This is a genomic window from Nitrosococcus oceani ATCC 19707 (assembly GCF_000012805.1).
In the GTDB taxonomy this organism is placed as follows: domain Bacteria; phylum Pseudomonadota; class Gammaproteobacteria; order Nitrosococcales; family Nitrosococcaceae; genus Nitrosococcus; species Nitrosococcus oceani.
In genome coordinates, this window is record NC_007484.1 from 2,709,045 (window position 1) to 2,725,508 (window position 16,464).

Annotated in this window: 17 protein-coding genes; all 17 read right to left on the minus strand. The window is 51.7% G+C overall.

The window, feature by feature from the left end:
• Positions 1 to 74: 74 nt before the first annotated feature.
• On the minus strand, positions 75 to 260 hold the full coding sequence (locus NOC_RS12625; RefSeq protein WP_041345947.1) for a hypothetical protein: 186 nt from the start codon (positions 258 to 260) through the stop codon (positions 75 to 77).
• Positions 261 to 418: 158 nt separating this feature from the next.
• Positions 419 to 772, minus strand: coding sequence for a flagellar protein FliT (gene fliT, locus NOC_RS12630; RefSeq protein WP_011330940.1), 354 nt, complete (start codon positions 770 to 772; stop codon positions 419 to 421).
• A gap of 17 nt (positions 773 to 789) precedes the next feature.
• Positions 790 to 1,236: a flagellar export chaperone FliS gene (gene fliS, locus NOC_RS12635; RefSeq protein ID WP_011330941.1), complete on the minus strand. Its 447-nt coding sequence runs from the start codon at positions 1,234 to 1,236 to the stop codon at positions 790 to 792.
• Between the two features lie 73 nt (positions 1,237 to 1,309).
• Positions 1,310 to 3,343, minus strand: coding sequence for a flagellar filament capping protein FliD (gene fliD, locus NOC_RS12640; RefSeq protein WP_011330942.1), 2,034 nt, complete (start codon positions 3,341 to 3,343; stop codon positions 1,310 to 1,312).
• A gap of 63 nt (positions 3,344 to 3,406) precedes the next feature.
• Positions 3,407 to 3,805: a flagellar protein FlaG gene (locus NOC_RS12645; RefSeq protein ID WP_011330943.1), complete on the minus strand. Its 399-nt coding sequence runs from the start codon at positions 3,803 to 3,805 to the stop codon at positions 3,407 to 3,409.
• 81 nt (positions 3,806 to 3,886) lie between these two features.
• Positions 3,887 to 5,365, minus strand: coding sequence for a flagellin (locus NOC_RS12650; RefSeq protein ID WP_011330944.1), 1,479 nt, complete (start codon positions 5,363 to 5,365; stop codon positions 3,887 to 3,889).
• A gap of 386 nt (positions 5,366 to 5,751) precedes the next feature.
• Positions 5,752 to 6,954 (minus strand): flagellar hook-associated protein FlgL, encoded by a 1,203-nt coding sequence (flgL, locus tag NOC_RS12655; protein WP_002808686.1) that lies wholly within the window; start codon positions 6,952 to 6,954, stop codon positions 5,752 to 5,754.
• Between the two features lie 3 nt (positions 6,955 to 6,957).
• On the minus strand, positions 6,958 to 8,901 hold the full coding sequence (gene flgK / locus NOC_RS12660) for a flagellar hook-associated protein FlgK (RefSeq protein WP_002809454.1): 1,944 nt from the start codon (positions 8,899 to 8,901) through the stop codon (positions 6,958 to 6,960).
• Between the two features lie 56 nt (positions 8,902 to 8,957).
• Entirely contained in the window at positions 8,958 to 9,935 is a 978-nt protein-coding gene (flgJ, locus tag NOC_RS12665; protein WP_002810844.1) for a flagellar assembly peptidoglycan hydrolase FlgJ, read from the minus strand.
• Positions 9,936 to 9,971: 36 nt separating this feature from the next.
• Positions 9,972 to 11,075, minus strand: a complete 1,104-nt coding sequence (locus NOC_RS12670; RefSeq protein ID WP_002808975.1) for a flagellar basal body P-ring protein FlgI — start codon at positions 11,073 to 11,075, stop codon at positions 9,972 to 9,974.
• A gap of 202 nt (positions 11,076 to 11,277) precedes the next feature.
• Positions 11,278 to 11,982, minus strand: coding sequence for a flagellar basal body L-ring protein FlgH (gene flgH, locus NOC_RS12675; RefSeq protein WP_011330945.1), 705 nt, complete (start codon positions 11,980 to 11,982; stop codon positions 11,278 to 11,280).
• Between the two features lie 43 nt (positions 11,983 to 12,025).
• Positions 12,026 to 12,811 carry a flagellar basal-body rod protein FlgG gene (gene flgG, locus NOC_RS12680; RefSeq protein ID WP_002810029.1) on the minus strand — a complete coding sequence of 262 codons (786 nt, stop codon included), beginning with the start codon at positions 12,809 to 12,811 and terminating at the stop codon, positions 12,026 to 12,028.
• 30 nt (positions 12,812 to 12,841) lie between these two features.
• On the minus strand, positions 12,842 to 13,582 hold the full coding sequence (flgF, locus tag NOC_RS12685) for a flagellar basal-body rod protein FlgF (protein ID WP_002811604.1): 741 nt from the start codon (positions 13,580 to 13,582) through the stop codon (positions 12,842 to 12,844).
• A gap of 26 nt (positions 13,583 to 13,608) precedes the next feature.
• On the minus strand, positions 13,609 to 14,886 hold the full coding sequence (flgE, locus tag NOC_RS12690) for a flagellar hook protein FlgE (protein ID WP_002808617.1): 1,278 nt from the start codon (positions 14,884 to 14,886) through the stop codon (positions 13,609 to 13,611).
• Positions 14,887 to 14,909: 23 nt separating this feature from the next.
• Positions 14,910 to 15,590, minus strand: coding sequence for a flagellar hook assembly protein FlgD (locus NOC_RS12695; protein WP_002808864.1), 681 nt, complete (start codon positions 15,588 to 15,590; stop codon positions 14,910 to 14,912).
• A gap of 20 nt (positions 15,591 to 15,610) precedes the next feature.
• Entirely contained in the window at positions 15,611 to 16,024 is a 414-nt protein-coding gene (flgC, locus tag NOC_RS12700; RefSeq protein WP_002808693.1) for a flagellar basal body rod protein FlgC, read from the minus strand.
• A 3-nt stretch (positions 16,025 to 16,027) separates the two neighbouring features.
• Positions 16,028 to 16,423: a flagellar basal body rod protein FlgB gene (gene flgB, locus NOC_RS12705; protein ID WP_011330946.1), complete on the minus strand. Its 396-nt coding sequence runs from the start codon at positions 16,421 to 16,423 to the stop codon at positions 16,028 to 16,030.
• Positions 16,424 to 16,464: the final 41 nt, after the last annotated feature.

Consider the following 16,464-nt stretch of genomic DNA (forward strand, 5'->3'; position numbering starts at 1 on the left):
CCCCATCTGCTCAAACAGTAAATCCATCTTTAACTCCAAACGCTAGCGTTTCGAGCAAAGTACCGGATGCCCATTTATGAGTCCGCAGGCCCAGCATTAGAACTGTTCAAGAACTTTAGCAACCGCTCATTATCACGGCCATCAAGGGTATTGATTGCCGTACCAAGCTCCAGGTAGCACCAACTTAGAGGATGCCGGCCTTGGTAAAAGCCTTCCCAGCTTAATAGTTGACGCGAGAGTAGCTCTTCCATTTCAGCCACAAGCACCTGTCTCCAGCATCGAGAGAACAGAAAATGCAGGAAATTAGTGCAAATTTCTAAGGATTATCATTAACGAGGGAAGAACGATGAGTCAAGAGAGAATGGCGGTGCTAGAGCTAAAAAATTTTCAGATATCTTCCCCAACAGGAAGGCCGCAGCTAAAAAATATAGCCGCGATAGATATCACAAGCGTGGGATCCCCGCTGCAATTCTTTTACTCCTTGGGAAAAACGATCGCGCTCTTGCTGGCAGAGAGTAACTATTTCTTCATTCAGCAAAAGCAAGTGTTCTAGGCGTTGCGGCGGGAAAGAGGGCGTATCCAATCTTTGCTCCTGAGAAAAGCTATACCGCAACATTTCATCTCGCTCAAGCTGTAACTCCGCCAGCTCCTGCCAAGCACTTTCCTGGGCCTTTAAAAGCATCTTCTGACTTATGGCAAGGAGGGTATCGAGGATATCCTCGATACCCTGAGTTTCAAGAACAGAACGTTCGGTAACAGTGCTTAAGGTCATGAACTTTTACTAAAAAGCTAGCGAGGGTTTATGCCAGAAGAGGAAACGGCTTTGCCTCCCTCCTGGACTGCTATCGAGGTATTCATTGTAGAAATTGCCTCCCACCCCTGTTTAATTTCACCTAAGAGGCAGGCGATTTCCTCTAAGATCGCCACATCATTACGGAGGTTAGCTTCCAGAAGACGCCCTATAATATAGTCATAAAGACGATCTAAATTGTCAGCAATTTCAGCTCCCCGTTCTCGATTCAGGCTTGCTTGCAAACCACTGACAATATCAATGGCTTCGCCAATATTTACACCTTTCTGCGTAATATCATTACGTGCTATCGCTCCCCTGGCAACCGTAATTTTCTCTAGGGCACCTTCTAGTAACATTTGGATAAGACGGTGAGGATCAGCGGCGGTCACGGCACTTTGGGCTCCGATCTGGCGGTATTGCTGTAGTGCTCTATTTTGGATCATGTTGGTTTCCTCATTAAAATCATGACAATTTTATGGTTATTTAAATCAACCGTTTCAACCAAAGACGGCTGCCTTAGGCAGATCTATTTCCGGGTAAATTAGCGATTTGCTGACTTAAAAAACTGCTCGTTGTTTGGAGTTGTCCAAGCAGACTATCCAGTACCGTAAACTGTGCCCGGTAACGCTTCTCAATAGCATCCAAACGCTGCACCAAATCTTCCCGCTGCTCGCTGAAATCACCAATGCGATGATTTAAGCCATCAATGCGATTTTCTAAGAATCCTTCCGAATCCAGTACTTGATCCAAATAAGTATTCAGATGGGCTGCTACTCCCCGGGAAAAGCTGATACTCCCCCGCGCTCCCGAGCTTTCTCCCAGGATCTCCAGACGAATACCTTCTGCCCTATCACTTCCAGTTAGAAAGCGACCCGAGCCTGTTGCCGCCTGAGCACCGATAGTTCCAGCCACATCTTCCCCCGCATTCCCGCTTTTAACCGTCAGACCCAAGGTTTGGGTAGTGGTCTCCGAGGGCGAAGGATCCAGTGCCAGGATTTCAACGTTAGAACCACTCCCATAACGGCTAGAACGAATTTCAAAGCGATCATTTATGAATTCAATGGTTACTTGGCTTCCGGCCCCGCTTAGAGTGGGATTAACGTTAATTTGGCTTTGGATCTCCTGGGCAAGGGCCATCCCATCATTATAGGTTTGCTGGGTCAAGGAAATCATCACGGCCTCCCCCCCATCTACCTTAAGGGTAAATTCATCATTATCAGCATCAATAGTGATGGGTGAACCGCTTCCAGAAAAGACGTTCCCCGTATATTTTCCCTGGGTTGCTGGCTGAGTAACGTTGACCGCAAATTCTCCGGCTTGGGCCTCATCGGTAGCTTCTACAAACCGCACCAACGGGTCCGAGCTGCTGCCGCCTCCTGTAAATAAACGGGCAACCGCTTCGGGATCAGATTCAACCACCTGTTGCAGCTTGCTTTCATCCAGTTTCAGGGTGCCATCCCGCTGGGTGGTAATACCAATATCGGCTAAGGTTCGATAAGGGCCAGACAGACCGGTAACAGTATCGCTAGCAACCCGCCGGAGGCGGTTTTCTATTCCGCGTAAACTTGCATCCCCAAGCAGAGGGCCTTTTTCTTGAGTTTCCGGATTATAGGAAGAAAGAGAATTTAAGGTCTTCGCCAAACTATTAAAAGCCTCTACAAATCCATTCACCGATTTGCTGGCTATGTGCCCATCAGCCGCCACCGTAAGTGTCGTGGGGGAATCAAGTTCAGCGCTGTTGAGCTCTAAAGTTACCCCCTCGATCATCCCGGTAATCGTGTTTTGGGGACGAGTAACGGTCAAGCCATCGACCACTAGACGGGCATCTTGAGCGGCTACTGTCTCCGTTAAACTTTTCCCGCTCCCTGAATCTGCTCCGGTCGGATCATAAGCCAATTGAGACAGGCCACTCTCATCCAGATTATTGCCATCCTCATCGCTTACGGTAATTTCCAAGCTATTAGCGAGACCCATGGTTTGAGCGGTAAAAACCAGGCGATCCCCCGTTCCATCATTGATAATGTTAGCCTGGACTCCGATATCGGCTTCATTAACCGCATCCCGAATGCCGCTCAAACTATTATGGGCGCTATCAATAGTCACGATTTGGGCGGTTCTATCAGGATTTCCGGTAAAAGTATTGGTGTTATTGTCATAGCTACCGAAACGAAAACTCAGGGTTCCCGTCCCCAAGGCAGCGCTAGAATCGGCGAAGGCTTTGGAAGCGAGTTTTTGCGCCTGGGCTAATTGCTGAACTTCGACACTGTAGGTGCCAGTGGCCGCTTTCGCCGCTGCCGAAGCAGTCAATAAATCCCTATTGCCAACGCTGGCCTTGATGGCCTGAAAAGCCGAAGGCGAATCAAGCTTTGAAACCGCATCCTTGAAGCTTGCCAGCTCACTCTTTAATGTGCCCATGGCGGAAAGAGTCGCTTGCATTTTTGCTTCCTGGCGGTTGAGGCGCAATTGCTGGGGCCGCCCTTCCGCTGCCACCAATTGGTTCACCAGGCTTTCCACATCCAGCCCGGAACCGATACCTGTCGAAGTAATCATCCCTTTGCCGCTTGCCTCCTGGAAAGAATTATCTTATAGAAGCGTTTGAAACACCGAAAGCTATCAAACCAAGGCTTGAATAAGCGTGCCATCGGTAATTCCTTCTCTCCCCTCTTCCGCTATCCGCTGCGCCAGCGCCATGACTTCTTCCGAAGGGACTTGCCGAATCATTTCCCCATTTTCCCTATCTATCACTTTGATCACTGTCCGGCCTGTGGCTTCATCGATACTGAATTGCAACTCCCGTCTCACAGCTTGCATAAAATCATTGATATTTTGCACGGCCTCCACCAATTGCTGCGGCCCCTCTTCCCGCTTTTCCCGCTCTTCTGTCTTAGGCTGGGGAGAGTCTGCGGCCGGTGATTGAGGCTTACTCACCGGATGAACTTTGATCTCAGTTGCCGAGGAAGGCCGCTCCGAAATGGGGGTAGGCATGAAATCTGAAGAAAGAGGGTGGCTCATCAACCAGTCTCCTTATAATCTAATGGAAACCTCCTGTTCGGGACTGAAAAGCCCCGAACAGGATAATGGCCTCTTTTCTTACTATCTCAACAAGCTCAAAACCCCCTGAGGCAGGGAATTCGCCTGTGCCAGCATAGCGGTACCTGCCTGCTGGAGAATCTGATTGCGGGTCATTTCAGCCGTCTCGGAAGCAAAATCCGCATCCCGGATGCGGGAACGGGCAGCAGAAGTATTCTCGGAAACATTCTGTAAATTAGAAATAGTAGACTCAAAACGATTTTGCAGGGCACCTAAATCTGCCCGCTGGGTAGCGATTGAACCCAGAGCTTTATCGATAACGGACAGGGCGCTGTTGGAACCGTCCTGGCTGGAGAGATCGATTTGGGCCACCGAAGATAAGGCGGAGGTCACGCCACCCGCTCCCACCACCGTATTGCCGGTATCGCTGGTTGTGGTAAAGCTTTTATCGGACTGGAAGCTTACTTGGCCACCCACCACAATACTATCATTTGCCGTACCGGTGGCCCCATCGGTTTTGATTAAACTCTGTCCCCCTGTATCAAATGCCGCCGCGGCTGCCGCGACCCCCGTATTATCCGCATCCGAGACCAAAATATCCTCGCCTTCGGCATTTTCCAGGGTAATGGCGTCCCGGTTTTCGCTGAGCGTGGCGGTCACGCCAGTCTCGGCGCTTTGAGCATTGACGGCATCGGCCAAATTGGTCAGATCAGTGGTGGTGACCCCTGCGGAAATCGCCGCCGCCGAGCCGCCGCCGCTGGACTGGAGGGTAAAAGAGACCGTGCCATCGGCCGCCACGTTGTCTAGGGTCACCGAAGTCTGGGCGGAGGCCGTCACGCCGGTACTCCCGGATTGTTCATTGACCAAATCAGCTATCGCCTTGGCACTCTCGTTGCCTGTAAGCGCTACCATCTTAGAGCCCGTGGAACCATTGACGGTTATATTCTGGGCAGCTACGGTATTACCGCCTGAGGTATCCGCCGCTACGGCTAGACCCGCACCTACATTGGTAATACTCTTTCCTAGCTGCTCCCCAAGAGTCGTGGCGCGGGCGCTATTAATGGAAAAACCAATGCTTTCGTTAGCATTGGCGCCAATTTGGAATTTCTGTCCCGTAAAGGAACCATCCAATAGATTTTTACCATTAAAAGTAGTGGAATCCGCAAGTCGGTTGAGTTCCGACTGTAGTTGCGATACCTCCTTTTGCAGATTGGCCCGATCCGAGTCACTGTTGGTATCATTAGCAGACTGGACGGCAAGCTCCCGCATCCGTTGCAGGATATTGCTGCTCTCCTTCAAGCCCCCCTCAGCGGTTTGGGTCACAGAAATAGCGTCATTCGCATTACGGGTCGCCTGAGCAAGGCCACGAATCTGGGAGGTCATCCGCTCCGTAATCGCCAGCCCGGCAGCATCATCCTTGGCGTTGTTAATCCGAAAACCGCTGGACAGACGTTCTAGTGAAGTCTGCAGCGCACCTTGGGAGCTATTCAAATTCCGCTGGGCATTAAGTGAGGCAATATTGGTATTGATAGTCTGAGCCATGATATCTTTCCTTTCATGTTTTGCCCGGGGCTATTCCCGGCAAGATTTGTTTCCAGCGAATAAGCGCGATAGTCACGCTTCACTCCCTAGACATCAACGATTGGTTCTTGTGGCGTGAGCTAGGGGTTCGCCCTAACCTAGCCTCCGTCCTGTGCTAAGGTGTTTATCGCTTTCACAGAAAAGAATCGGCAAAGGGGGGAGGAACTTTAGTGGATACCGGCAAGGATTTGCCGTTGGTAACGGGGCTTAAGAGTCAATCTGTCGACGGTTCCACAATTGTGACAGAAAGCACGGTATTAATTTAAGAAAAATGGGGCGGCTGGCTTCCCGCTACTCAACTGCCCCTGCAAGGCATTAAGTAGCGTGTGCCCCGCGCACGAAGAGGCTTATAGAAAATTAAACAAGGATAATCCCTGCAAACGGGCGTAAGTCCGCTGGGCGGCCTCAAGTCCCGTTAACTGCTGGTTCAAGCGCCCAATAGCTTCAGCCAAATCCAGATCATTAAGCGAAGATTGCTCCCTAGCCAATTGCAAGCTAGCCTCTTCATTTACTTGGCGTTCCCTATCGACGGCATTAAGGCGAGTACCCACCTCTGTCCGGACTTCCAAAATCTTGCCCATGGCTTGATCCAGATCGGTGAGGGCCCTGTTCATATCATTATGAAATCGAGCCTGGCTGGCCGTATCATTTATTGGCCGCTCCAGAGCCTCAATAAAATGCTGGGCGATAGTGAACATATCCCGGTGAGCACTTGCATGGAGGGTGAAACTGTCTCCATCCGCGGGAATGCCGGTAATACTTACCTGGGCACCGCCAAAAGTAATCTCTTCCCCGCTAGCGAAACCACCATTAGCCACAACAGTATTCTGGGAGTCCAACACTTGGTAGGTAAGGGGATCATCAGGCGTCGCCTGGGAAAATTGCAGGGTATAATTGTCAGGAATGAAAGCTCCATTGACCGAACCGGGCGCAATCACTCCTGAACCCGTATTTGAAGGGTTCGCTTCGGTGGCAAAAACGCCATTACCCTCGCGGATGGCTAAAAACACCTCGGAGCCAGAGTGACTATCCGCCACTTGCACCGAAGGGCCAATAGAGATCAGACGCTGGGCCTGATCCCCCTGATAAGAAACGCTTCCCCCTTCTTGAATAAAAGGCTGGGAGCGACCCTTAGCGCCAGCAAAAAGATATTCGCCACTGGCATCTTGACTATTCGCCAGCCCTACCAGTTCGTTGAGGCGCTGCCGAACCTCTTGGGCAATGATAGCCCGATTCTCATTGTTTTGAGCGCCATTATTGGCCTGCACCGCCAGCTCCCGCACTCCCTGCAATACATTATTAACTCCCGCCAGGGCATTTTCCTCTTGGGACAAACGGGCTGTCGCCCGGTCAGCGTTTGTTTGAAACTGGGCGGTTCTCCCGGAAGCTTCACGGACTTCTAGCAAGCGGGCGGCCGCAATAGGATCATCGGCCGGCGTTTGCATACGCTCGCCACTGGCTATTTGCTGCTGGGTTTTACTTACCTGGGCTTGCTGGCGAAGCATCCCATCAATGCTTTGTTGCTGAAATAAAGAAGTGGAGATACGCATGGATTATCTACCTACCGCGCCTAATAAAGTCTGAAACATGGTATCGGCGGTTGAGATCACCCGGGCGGCGGCTTGAAAAGCCTGCTGGAAGCGGATTAAATTCGCCGCTTCCTCTTCCAGGTTCACTCCCGATACCCCTTCTCTTGCTGCAACAGCTTGATCAAGTAAGGTTTTATGGGTATCCTGGTTTGCTTCCGCTTGGCGGGTGCGGGCGCCCACATCCGCCACCAAGCGACCATACTGCTCCTGGTAGGTCGTTGTACCGTCCTGAAAAACAGGCTTGGTTTGTAATCCAGCAAGGCTGAGGGCGTTACGGTTATCCCCAACGCCCCCTGTATTATTCTGGAGCATAAAGGTATCCCCATCCGCGGGAACTCCGGAAACCGTAAAATTCAGTCCCCCCACGCTGGGGAGATGAAATTCCTTGCCATTACTTTCGGTAGCCGGATCGAAATCCAGGGTCCCTCCTGGACCGCCGCTTACATTGAACTGCCGCGCTGCGGCGTCATAGGTCAAGGTCACCTCTCCATTAGACGGCAAGGGAAGGCCGGCAGTAGCGGTTACCGCAGCGGCTGAAACTTGCCCCGTGCCTCTGTTGCCAAGGTTTGCCTCGGTACGGATGGGTCCTGCGGCGGCAATGCGGGCAGAATCGGTAAGCATCACCCCAAACTGTTGCGCCGCCGCCCGGGTAGGCTGAATCAGATAGCTATCGCCCCCATTAATGGAGCCAGAGGTTAAATTTAAGGTCAGCCCATCGACAGTTTCCGCGCTGCCGGGAAAGGTACTTAAGGAGAAAGCTTGATTATCCGACAGCCGGGTCAGGGTAAACCCCGCCCCATTCCGGTCCAAGCGATAATCGCTATCGGTCAGCTTGCTGGCATCGTTAATAGCGATTTCGATAACGCCATCGCCAGTATTATCAGCGCGTGGCAACGAAACCGCCGTATTGGAATCGATGGCAGCAAAAAAATCGCCACCGAGTTCTCCCTGAAGGTCCACCCCCAGGCGGTGCTGCTCGTTGAAGGATTGGGCGACTCCCACCGCTAGTTGCCCCAAAGCATTGCGGGAAGACGACAAAACTTCATCGCGGAAGCTCAACAGAGCCCCTAATTCACCGCCCTGAATAGAGTCAGAAATGGGGGCAACCCCGCCCTTGGCAGCATAACCCACTTCCAGGCGGGATGCCTCATAGGGGTTGGCCAAAGTGGTTAGGGAATGGCTGTGGTCTCCTGTTACCAGGGATTGCCCTTTACCAATAAAAACGTTGAGGCTGCCATCGTCCTGGGGAAGCACGGTGACCGCTGCTTTTTGGGAAAGATCTTGAATTAACTGATCCCGTTGATCCAGTAAATCGTTAGGCGGCTGGTTATTATTTTGCCCACGCAGGTCGCGGATTTGCTGATTGAGCCCGGCAATGGAGGAAGAGAGCGTATTCACTTCCGCAACAGTATCGCGCAACCGGGTATTGACATCCTCGTCCAGTTCACCCAACCGGTCACCGAGAGAATGAACACGGGCCGCAAAGGCCCCACCCTCGGCAAGCAGCACCTGGCGTGCCGCCGAACTGGAGGGATCGTTTGCCAACTCCTGCGTGGCATTAAAAAATCGCTGCGAAGAAGCAGAGAGCCCCGTGTCAGAATCCGCAAAAAGATTATCTACCTGGGCTGCTAGATCATGGAAAACCTTGGATTGAGCATACTCCGAAGTGGAGTACCGCGCCTGCTCGGTCAGAAAAGAATCGTAGGCGCGGCGCACTGTGGTGACATCCACCCCGGTACCGATAAATCCCTGCCCGGTAAACTCGGGCAAGCGGGCAGCCAGTTCCGTCCGTTGCCGAGAAAAACCCGGCGTATTCACATTGGCAATATTATGACTAGTTGTGGCCAGGGCCCGCTGCGCGGCTAAAAGCCCGGAAGCACCTATTCCTAAAAGATCGCTTGATGCCATAAATAATAAGCTTCCTCTTACCCGTAACTTAACTCTGCGCCGTTTTCTTTTATCTATTAACGGTCTTCTACCGCTATCCTTGACTTCTCCAAAGCCTGACTTAGAGTCCCGCCCTTGAAAACCCGCAGCACTTTGTCCGCATAGGCCGGATCGGTAGCATAGCCCGCCTCGGCTAGGGAGTGCATAAAGTCTATCGCGCTATGGGTTTGAGTGAGGGCGTGATGATAGCGGGGCTGTTGCCGCAGAAAAGCAACATAATCGTTAAAACTCTGGTCAAAGGACTCATAAGCCCGAAAAGGAGCCTGCTCCCGCACCGCCACCCCTTGCCGGTATTCGAGGGTGCTGATCTGGGTTGCTGGACCCTGCCAGCGGCTGTCTGCTTTGATATTAAATAAGTTATGGCTGCTTCCTTGTGCCTCGGTGCGGATAATTTGCTTGCCCCAACCTGTTTCCAATGCGGCCTGGGCCAGCAGCAGTCGAGGATCCAATCCCAGAGATTGGGCAGCTCGCTGGGCATGGGGCCAAAGGATTCGGACAAAATCCTCGGCTGTTTCAAAATGGGGAAGCGTCGGCAACGCCTCAGCCTCAACGGCGGATGGTTTTTCTATTTTTTCAAAACGGGAGAATGCCGGCAACGCATTGGGATCGATGGACGATGGCTGTTCCATCTGACGGCGGGGAGGCGCAAAATTCTGGGTGGTGACAGGCAACTTCTCAGTGGCTGTCCCATTGCCTAATTGGGCGGCAATTCTATCCGCCAGCCCCAAACGCCCATGACGGGCGATTTCAAAAGCAATTTGCTGATCAAAAAGTCCCTGGTAGAAATCGACTTGCTTATTATCCAGCACCCCACCTCCCTGGCCCGCTTCCCGCATGCTCTTTAGCATGGTCTGGATCAAAAAGGACTCAAACTGAGTCCCAACCCGGCGCAGGGTGTCCGGGTCCGTGGGGTCTTGCCGGGCGGTTTGACGAAGCTCGGCAAAGCCATTCTTGGAATAGCCATAAAAGGGCAAAAGCGCAGACGATTGAACCATACAATTAGGGACTAAATATTTTTTTATCCGTTATTTTTACAATACCACTAGCTCCGCGCTTAAGGCGCCTACTTGCTTGAGTGCTTCCAGAATCGCTACTAAATCCCCTGGTGCGGCCCCGACCTGATTGACCGCACGCACAATCTCACCAAGAGATACGCCAGGGGCAAATAGAAACATCCGACTCCCTTCTTCTTGTATATCGATATCCGTACGGGGAACCACCGCCGTCTGCCCGCCAGAGAGGGGTGGAGGCTGGCTGATTGCCGGATTCGCGGTAATAGTCACAGTAAGACGACCATGGGAGACCGCTGCTGGCTGGACCCGCACATGCTGACCGATCACCACGGTCCCCGTGCGGGAATTGATAACTATCTTCGCTGGGGCTTCGCCCGGGTCTACCTCCAGATTTTCCAGCAGGGAAACGAAGCTAACCCGCTGGGCTGGCACGGCAGGCGCATTCACCTGGATCGAGGCTCCATCCAGGGGACGAGCGGTACCAGCGCCTATCGCGCTATTGATGGCAGCGGCCACCCGGTTAGCCGTAGTAAAATCCGCAGCGTGAAGATTAAGAATGATGGGACCGCCATTGTTAAATGGGTTCGGTACCCCCCGCTCCACCGTGGCTCCGTTAGGAATTCGTCCAGTACTCGGAATATTAACAGTCACCCGCGAGCCATCATTTCCCTCGGCGCCAAAACCACCCACGATAAGATTGCCTTGTGCCATGGCATAAACCCGGCCATCGGCACCTTTTAGGGGAGTCAGCAGGAGGCTACCCCCACGCAAACTTTTAGCATTACCTAGCGAGGAAACGGTAATGTCAATACTCTGGCCCGGTTTGGCAAAGGGAGGCAGTTGGGCATGGATGGAAACCGCCGCCACGTTTTTAGGCTGGAGGTTAACACCTGGTGGCATAATGATCCCAAATTCCCGTAACATATTCCTGAGACTCTGGCGTGTATAGGAAATCTGGGTCACTTGATCGCCGGTACCACTTAGCCCTACCACCAGCCCATAACCCACCAGTTGGTTGCTGCGAACGCCAGCGATGGCCGCCAGGTCCTTTACCCGCTCAGCTTGAACTCCCTGGCTTAACCACAGCAAGGTGATGATGAAAAAGGTCTGAATAATTTTCACAATTTACCGTCTACCTTTCTTTGAAATTCTCCATGGAGAATGAACGCCCCCTAGCGAGAGCGCGAGGAGCGGTAAAAACCCCAAGACCGAGGTCATACCTCCGTCGAGGACCGCGAATTCTCCAGGCGGATGAAGCTTTGTAGGAATAAACCTGCTATCAGTCATGGCGGAGTCAGGAGCGCTCTGGCAATAGAATAGCCCCTTAAAAGGGCATAAATCTGCTAAAGAAAAACCGGCTCAGCCAACCCATACGGTTGGCCTCATGGGTGGCTCCATCGCCCACATAGGCGAGGCGGGCATCGGCAAGCTTCAGGGAAGACACGGTGTTGTCCGGCTTGATATCCCGACGGTTGACGATGCCTGAAATTTTAATATACTCATTTCCATGGTTGATGGTAACCACCTTCTCACCCCGGATAACGAGGTTGCCATTAGGCAAAACCTCAGCCACGGTGACGGTAATATGGCCGTTTAGGCGGTTATTTTGACTGCTATCCCCACCGCCGGAGAACGCCCCTTTAGCCTTGACCGCCATTTCCAAGGAATTATCCTGGTTGCTCGCTAAAGGAAGCCAGTTAGGGGTATTGAATTGGACACCGGAGCCCAGTAGGGTAGGGTTAGTCAAAGAATAACTGGTGTCCCTGTCAATAGCTGTATCGCTTCCTTTCTCCGCATCGGTGCGCTCTTCCAGAACAACGGTTATCACATCACCAATCTGCCGTGCCCGATAATCAGTAAACAATGAGATCTCATAGCCGGCGTGATAAATTGCTCCATTGTTAGGCTGAGGCGGTGGGGTGGCCACAGGCCGGGTTGCCGCAAAGCTAGGGTCCGGAGGAGGTAGTTGAGCAGCACAACCGGTAATAAAAAAACCTGCTATACCAAGCACGATTTTTTTTATATTCATACCCGAAATACCGCTGATTTTAGCGCCTCCTGGAGGTATGGTTTTAAAGAGTTTGGGTTGCAAACCGGAGCATCTCATCCGTGCTGGAAATAGCTTTAGAATTCATTTCATAGGCCCGCTGAGTCTCAATCATATTGACCAATTCTTCCACCACATTGACATTAGCTCCTTCCAAGGCCCCTTGCACTAGGGTGCCAATACCGTTAAGTCCCGGTATCCCAGTTTGAGCGACTCCGCTGGAAGCGGTTTCCTTGAATAAATTGTTGCCGGTAGGTTGCAGCCCCGCTGGGTTAATAAAATCAGCCAATTGGAGATTTCCCGCCTGGATAGGCGTGCCATCTCCCGCCATCAATACCGAAACAATACCATCAGAGCCAACGGTAACGGAGAGCGCGCTCTCTGGAATCGTGATCCCCGGCTGCACAGGATAACCGCTAGAGGTGACTAATTGGCCATTAGCGTCTATCTGGAAAGTGCCATCCCGAGTGTACGCCAAACTTCCATCAGGCATTAGAATCTGAAAAAAACCTCGCCCCTGAATAGCCATATCCAAAGAATTCCCCGTCTGGGTCAATCCCCCTTGGGTAAAAAGTTTCTCGGTCGCCACAGTGCGCACGCCCGTACCCAACATTAACCCTGAAGGCAGTAGCGTATTCTGAGAGGATTGGGCGCCTGGCTGACGCACCGTCTGATAAAGAAGATCCTCAAATACTGCCCGATCACGCTTGAAGCCGGTAGTATTGACATTGGCGAGATTATTGGAAATAGTCGCCATCCTTGTCTGCTGCGCATCCAGGCCCGTCTTGGCAATCCATAAAGCTTGATTCATTGCTTGTTTCTCCTTAGTACCTGTCCTGACTTAACCCATCCGCAGCATTTGCGCCGAAGCAGTATCCAGATCCTCAGCAGTTTTCATCATTTTAGTTTGCATTTCATACTGGCGGGCGAGAGCAATCATCTCCACCAGGGCATCCACTCCACTGACATTACTGGATTCCAGCTTTCCTGAAACCAACGAGACCAGGGCATCCGCTGGGGCTTTCTCACCATTTATCATAGTGATGAGACCATCCTCGCCTTTTTGCAACTGGTCTAGGGGGGGATTGACTAGTTTAATGCGATCAAGCACAGCCAAAGTATTAGCCGCTTGACCTAGGGGGCGAATAGAGAGGGTGCCATCGGCACCAATTTCTATTTTTTGCGCTGGTGGAATCGCTATTATTCCTCCTTCCCCCAGAACCGGGTGACCCGCCCCGGTAGTCAGTATCCCGTTGCTAGTAATTTTAAGATTGCCGGCCCGGGTATAGGCTTCCCCTCCTGTCGGAGATTGCACTGCAAGCCACCCTTCCCCCTGCACGACTACATCCAGCTCACGTCCGGTGCTTTGGAGCGGTCCCGGCGTAAAATCCACGCCTGGCCGCTCGGCCATGGCATAAACCCGAGTAGGATGGCCTTCGCCAAACACAGGCATGCTTCTAAACTGAGATAAATCGGCTTGAAATCCTGTGGTATTGAGATTAGCCAAATTATGGTTATTGGCAGCGGTAGCCCGCATAATTTGTTGGGCGCCCGTCATTGCAACATAAAGCATTCGATCCATCTTTGTTAACCGCCTGTGCTTAGCCTTTAACGAATATTGATAATCGTATCAGTAACAGTGCTAGCTGTTTCGATAGCCTTTGCATTGGCCTGAAAATTACGCTGCGCGGTAATCAAATGCACCAACTCCGCAGTGAGATCCACGTTGGAGCTTTCCAGGGCTCCCGTTTGGATCAAACCAAAGCTACCGACCCCCGCCTCTCCCGCCAAGGCGGTCCCCGAACTTACTGTTTCTGCCCAAGCATTGTTTCCCAATTGGCGCAAGCCCTGCTCATTAGGAAACTGAGCCAAGGCAATCTTACCTAGCGTGGAATTTTGCCCGTTGCTATAATTAGCCTGAATAATGCCTGTATTGCTGATATCCAGGCCGGTAAGACGACCCGACGTAAAACCGTCCTGGTTTAGGACCGCCACATTAAATGGCGAAGCAACTTGAGTCGTATTATTAGCCGCAAAATCCAACCTCATAGCTATATCGTTCGCCCCATTATTGAGGGCGAGGGGATCGGTTATCAGAGGATCCGGAACTGACCCGGTAAGAATACCCGTTGCGTCAAAGTTGAGGGTTCCATACTGGATCCCACCGGCACCAGCGGTTCCTCCATTGATATTAGCGAGGGTACCATCCAGGGAATGATAAACGGCCCATTGGTTAATACCATTGGTATCCTTGAGGAAATATAAAGTCGAGATATGACTATTGCCTAAGGAATCATAAACCGTTTCTGAAGTAGAGGCAGTATAGGTACTGGCATCTAAAAGATCCAAACTGGCCGGGTCAAGGGCAGCGGCATCGGAAGGTAAATTGGCCCCAATACTGACTTGGGAAGTTGCCTGGGGGGTGCCTGCCGAGGTAGGAAGTCGCAATGGATGGGAATTACTCAAACTAGCAGCGGTGGCGGTGCCATTTGCATTAGTGGGAAAAGTCCGCAAGTATTGGCCCGAACTATTCACTACATAACCTTCCTTATCGACACTAAAGGCGCCTGCCCGGGAATAAACTAGATCATCGCTATTTAAACTGGGCGACAAGGCAAAAAGTCCCCGGCCGCTGATAGCCAGATCCAGAGAGTTTTGAGTAAAATCCAAGTTACCCTGCTCAAACTGCTGGGCCGTTTTATTGAGCAAAACCCCGCTACCCACCGCTGTCTGGGAGCGACCAAAAGACGAAACGGCAAAGATATCCGCGAACTCACCCCGGGACCGCTTAAAACCTGTGGTACTCGCGTTAGCAATATTGTTAGCGGTTATATCCAAATCAGACGATGCGGCATTCAGACCACTAAGCGAAGTATTAAACGCCATAAAATTTCTCCTTGACCAAGACTCTATAAAATTTGTTTAATCTGACTAAAAGGTACCGAGCCCTGCCCGGCTAAATTGAGGGTCAATCCCTCGCTGCCTTCTCCGATAACCACGCTGTCCACTCGGACCGCTGCAAAAGTCGGAAAGCCTTGCGCGCCTCCCTCAGTTACTCCTTCCACCTTAAACTGATAACGTCCCGGGGTTGCGGGAGTACCATCTTCCTTGAACCCATCCCAAGTAAACTGCACCGTTCCCGTTTGGTCAGCCCCCAAATCCACGGTTCTGACCAACTGCCCTGCTTGATCAAAGATTTTCAGTTGTGGACTGGCCACACCTGAAGGGAGTTCTACCGCCCCCCGAATTGAACCACCCGCTTCCAGGGAACTTTCCGCTGAGGGCACCAGCACCGAGCGGCCCACCAATCCCGATGCCTGTAGCGCCTGGTTGGATTGCAGGGAGCCACTGACTTCTTGAAAAGAAGCTTGCAAATCCTGGATGCCTTTTACCGTTCCAAACTGGGCTACCTGACTAAGAAAGGTACTATTATCCATAGGCTCAAAAGGGTCCTGATTACTAAGTTGGGCCGTCATCAATTTCAAAAATTGCTCCAGCCCCAGCTCAGTGTTTTGTGCTTTTTTATCCGGCGGGCGGACTAAACCTAAATCTTTATAAATCTCTGAACTGGAAGGGGTCGCAGTCACCATTATGCTGTTTTCCTTGTAAACTATTCGCCCAATTGCAGGGTACGCAGAAGCAATTGTTTAGATGTATTGGCCATTTCCACGTTGTTCTCATAATTGCGGGAAGCGGAAATCATATTGGCCATTTCCTCAATAGAATTGACGTTAGGGTGGAAAATATAACCAGCTTCATTGGCCATGGGATGATCCGGAGCATATTCTTGCTGCAGCGGCGCGCCACTCTCCACCACGCCTAATACTTGAACTCCGCCCGCAGGTGCTTCCGGGTTAAACTTGTCCAGCAAAGTTGCGAATACCGGCTGGCGGGCCCGATAAGTCTGATCAATGCTGCTGCTTACACTATCAGCATTAGCCAGATTGCTGGCAGTGGTATTGAGTCGCAGGGTTTGAGCGCTCATGGCGGTCCCCGCAATATCAAAGACTTTAAACAACGACATTGCCTATTCTCCCCTCAGGGCCGATAATAGCCCTTTAAATTTGCCGCTTAGAAAATGGAGGCTGGCTTGATATTGGAGCGCATTCTGCATGAATTCGCTGTGCTCCACTTGGCTATCCACCGTGTTACCATCAAGGGAAGCCTGCTGGGGGATGCGGTAAAGCGCTTCGCCACCGGGGAACTGTCCTAAGGAATGGGATACGTGCCCAGCATGGGTTGCCTGGAGCGGCAATCCCTGTCCCTGCGCTTGTTGCAAAGCCGCCTTAAAATCAATATCCCGAGCTTTATAGCCAGGAGTATCTCCATTAGCAAGATTAGCCGCCAATACCTCGGCGCGCCGGGATCCGAGAGTCACAGCTTGGGGATAAATTCCCAATGCCGAATCAAAGGAAATAGACATAGTGTACTCCAATCGCTTAACGAGCTTGATTGCTTTAAGAG

Excerpts from the sequence above, each read along its gene's own strand:
- NOC_RS12645 (WP_011330943.1), bottom strand. The coding sequence starts at position 3,805 with ATGAGCCACCCTCTTTCTTCAGATTTCATGCCTACCCCCATTTCGGAG.
- flgC (WP_002808693.1), bottom strand. The coding sequence starts at position 16,024 with ATGTCGTTGTTTAAAGTCTTTGATATTGCGGGGACCGCCATGAGCGCT.
- flgE (WP_002808617.1), bottom strand. The coding sequence starts at position 14,886 with ATGGCGTTTAATACTTCGCTTAGTGGTCTGAATGCCGCATCGTCTGAT.
- flgB (WP_011330946.1), bottom strand. The coding sequence starts at position 16,423 with ATGTCTATTTCCTTTGATTCGGCATTGGGAATTTATCCCCAAGCTGTG.
- flgJ (WP_002810844.1), bottom strand. The coding sequence starts at position 9,935 with ATGGTTCAATCGTCTGCGCTTTTGCCCTTTTATGGCTATTCCAAGAAT.
- flgH (WP_011330945.1), bottom strand. The coding sequence starts at position 11,982 with ATGAATATAAAAAAAATCGTGCTTGGTATAGCAGGTTTTTTTATTACC.
- NOC_RS12650 (WP_011330944.1), bottom strand. The coding sequence starts at position 5,365 with ATGGCTCAGACTATCAATACCAATATTGCCTCACTTAATGCCCAGCGG.
- flgG (WP_002810029.1), bottom strand. The coding sequence starts at position 12,811 with ATGAATCAAGCTTTATGGATTGCCAAGACGGGCCTGGATGCGCAGCAG.
- flgL (WP_002808686.1), bottom strand. The coding sequence starts at position 6,954 with ATGCGTATCTCCACTTCTTTATTTCAGCAACAAAGCATTGATGGGATG.
- flgK (WP_002809454.1), bottom strand. The coding sequence starts at position 8,901 with ATGGCATCAAGCGATCTTTTAGGAATAGGTGCTTCCGGGCTTTTAGCC.
- fliT (WP_011330940.1), bottom strand. The coding sequence starts at position 772 with ATGACCTTAAGCACTGTTACCGAACGTTCTGTTCTTGAAACTCAGGGT.
- fliD (WP_011330942.1), bottom strand. The coding sequence starts at position 3,343 with ATGATTACTTCGACAGGTATCGGTTCCGGGCTGGATGTGGAAAGCCTG.
- NOC_RS12695 (WP_002808864.1), bottom strand. The coding sequence starts at position 15,590 with ATGGTGACTGCGACCCCTTCCAGTTCAGAGATTTATAAAGATTTAGGT.
- fliS (WP_011330941.1), bottom strand. The coding sequence starts at position 1,236 with ATGATCCAAAATAGAGCACTACAGCAATACCGCCAGATCGGAGCCCAA.
- flgF (WP_002811604.1), bottom strand. The coding sequence starts at position 13,582 with ATGGATCGAATGCTTTATGTTGCAATGACGGGCGCCCAACAAATTATG.